This window comes from Arthrobacter pityocampae, assembly GCF_002927275.1.
Lineage (GTDB): Bacteria > Actinomycetota > Actinomycetes > Actinomycetales > Micrococcaceae > Arthrobacter_D > Arthrobacter_D pityocampae.
This window is the reverse complement of record NZ_PRKW01000013.1, coordinates 1-2,613: the sequence shown is the minus strand read 5'-3', so window position 1 is coordinate 2,613 and position 2,613 is coordinate 1. Positions and strand designations below refer to the sequence as shown.

At 42.7% G+C, this 2,613-nt stretch carries 2 protein-coding genes; one reads left to right on the top strand and one right to left on the bottom strand.

Translation table 11 applies throughout. From position 1 onward, the window contains the following. Positions 1–974 (top strand): sialidase/neuraminidase family protein (locus C4K88_RS17250; protein ID WP_206604391.1); only part of this gene is annotated, 974 nt, incomplete at its 5' end. Here the strand turns inward: C4K88_RS17250 and C4K88_RS17245 are convergent. Beyond that, positions 912–2,613 (bottom strand): hemagglutinin (locus C4K88_RS17245; RefSeq protein ID WP_206604390.1); only part of this gene is annotated, 1,702 nt, incomplete at its 5' end. The genes C4K88_RS17250 and C4K88_RS17245 overlap by 63 nt on opposite strands.

The following is a 2,613-nucleotide window of genomic DNA, read 5'->3' as shown; positions in this document are numbered from 1 at the left end:
TACGCGTGATCAGCAAAAGCAGGGTCGAGATGAATCCAAACCAGAAGATTCTATGCACTTCAGCCACTGCTATCACAATAGGCGCAATCACAGTACTCATTGGAATAGCAAACCTAGGATTGAACATAGGACTGCATCTAAAATCGGGCTGCAATTGCTCACGCTCACAACCTGAAACAACCAACACAAGCCAAACAATAATAAACAACTATTATAATGAAACAAACATCACCAACATCCAAATGGAAGAAAGAACAAGCAGGAATTTCAATAACTTAACTAAAGGGCTCTGTACTATAAATTCATGGCACATATATGGGAAAGACAATGCAGTAAGAATTGGAGAAAGCTCGGATGTTTTAGTCACAAGAGAACCCTATGTTTCATGCGACCCAGATGAATGCAGGTTCTATGCTCTCAGCCAAGGAACAACAATCAGAGGGAAACACTCAAACGGAACAATACACGATAGGTCCCAGTATCGCGCCCTGATAAGCTGGCCACTATCATCACCGCCCACAGTGTACAACAGCAGGGTGGAATGCATCGGGTGGTCAAGTACTAGTTGCCATGATGGCAAATCCAGAATGTCAATATGTATATCAGGACCAAACAACAATGCATCTGCAGTAATATGGTACAACAGAAGGCCTGTTGCAGAAATTAACACATGGGCCCGAAACATACTAAGAACACAGGAATCTGAATGTGTATGCCACAACGGCGTATGCCCAGTAGTGTTCACTGATGGACCTGCCACTGGACCTGCAGACACAAGAATATACTATTTTAAAGAGGGGAAAATATTGAAATGGGAGTCTCTGACTGGAACTGCTAAGCATATTGAAGAATGCTCATGTTACGGGAAACGAACAGGGATTACCTGCACATGCAGGGACAATTGGCAGGGCTCAAATAGACCAGTGATTCAGATAGACCCAGTAGCAATGACACACACTAGTCAATATATATGATGCCCCGAAGCTAAACCAAAGTATCACATCTTTGTAGCCGCTGCTTAGTTTGACTGGGTCAATCTGTATTCTATTTTGCATTGCCTCTTCTCTGTATTTTCTGTGATCATAGGTGTTATTTCTAATACTGGCCATACAGTCATCATCACACTTGTGAAATATTTCAAAGCAACCCGTGCCATCTTCTTCAGCATTCTCTCTCAGCTGTCTTTTCACTCGTTCGTACAGTTTGTCCATTTCTGAATCAGCCAGATCAATTGTATGCTGGTTCTCCATTGCCACCAAGAGTTCAGCATTGTATGACCATACTTCTGTTATAGAATCTCTGGTCCAATTTATCACATTACCGATTTGCTTCTCTACCTCATTGAATTCATTGTCTATCAACTTAAATTGTTGGTTGGTTTTTGCTATAAGCCGGTTTAATTTCCCTGTTATTTGATCAATTGCCGATTGAGTGCTTTTGTAATCTGCAGCAGTTCCCTCTCCCTGTGCATTCTGGTGTCTGAAACCATACCAACCATCAATTAGGCCTTCCCATCCATTTTCAATGAAACCCGCTATAGCACCAAATAGGCCTCTCGCAGTCCGTTTTCTCTTTGGAACCTCAGGAACATTCTTCATCCCTGTTGCCAGCAGAAGACTCCTTTGCTTAACATATCTCGGACATTTTCCAACTGCCCTGCTATCTATGTTCTGAAATGGCAAGTTACTTATTATTGTCCCTCCACTATGATAGCAGTCCCCTTCACAATTGGCATCAACCTGTACTCCACTCTGGATTCCCATAGATTTTCCTCTCAGGAAGCTTGCACGGTCTGGAGCTATGAAAGCCCCATTGAAACTGAAAGTGACTGTATCATTGGGATTTAGTATTAGCCAATGAAAGTCAATTCTTCCAGATTGACCATTAACTTGTGGTCTTGCTCCTGGACTCGGTACGAAAGATTGTTGATAATTAGAACTCCCAACTGTCACCAGTTTGTTTCCACTCCCATATAGCTTGGTTTGCTCTGCAGTTGAAACGGAATGATGGATCCCCCATACTATTATAGCTGGGCTTTTTCTTGTATTTTTATATGACTTAGTCATCTGCGGGAATGCAGCATTATCTGTGTTTGACAGGAGCCATTTCATTTCTGCATAGAATGAAGATCCTGATCTCCTACATGCACTGGTCACCCCATTAGTTCTTATTCCATTGTATGTGAATCCCATGGGTTCCTTGTCAATTCCGCCTGATTCTCTGAGAATTTGCCTCAAAGCTTCTTCATTCACGAATTTTCCAGGATAACAGACATCACTTCCTTCTCGCCTCTCAATAATTAAATCGGCCGAAAATTCTAGGAATTGGTCACATTGAGGTGGTCCAGTGATTGTCCCCAGGAGTCCACATTGACCGAGGTCAACTGTCCTTTTCCCTTTTGAGCAGATCCTGGGGGTGTTTGTTCGTTCCACTGTTTCAGTTGCATTGACGACTTCCACTCCTCTTTCAGTTAATGTGTTTACTTTGGTTCCGTTTGACACGGCATGATGTCCGAGGCAGATTTTGTCTGCATTTGTTGGAATGATCGCAATCAGAGCGAATACCAGGATTTGAGTGTTCATTTTGTATCCCCTGCTTTTGCTGATCACGCGT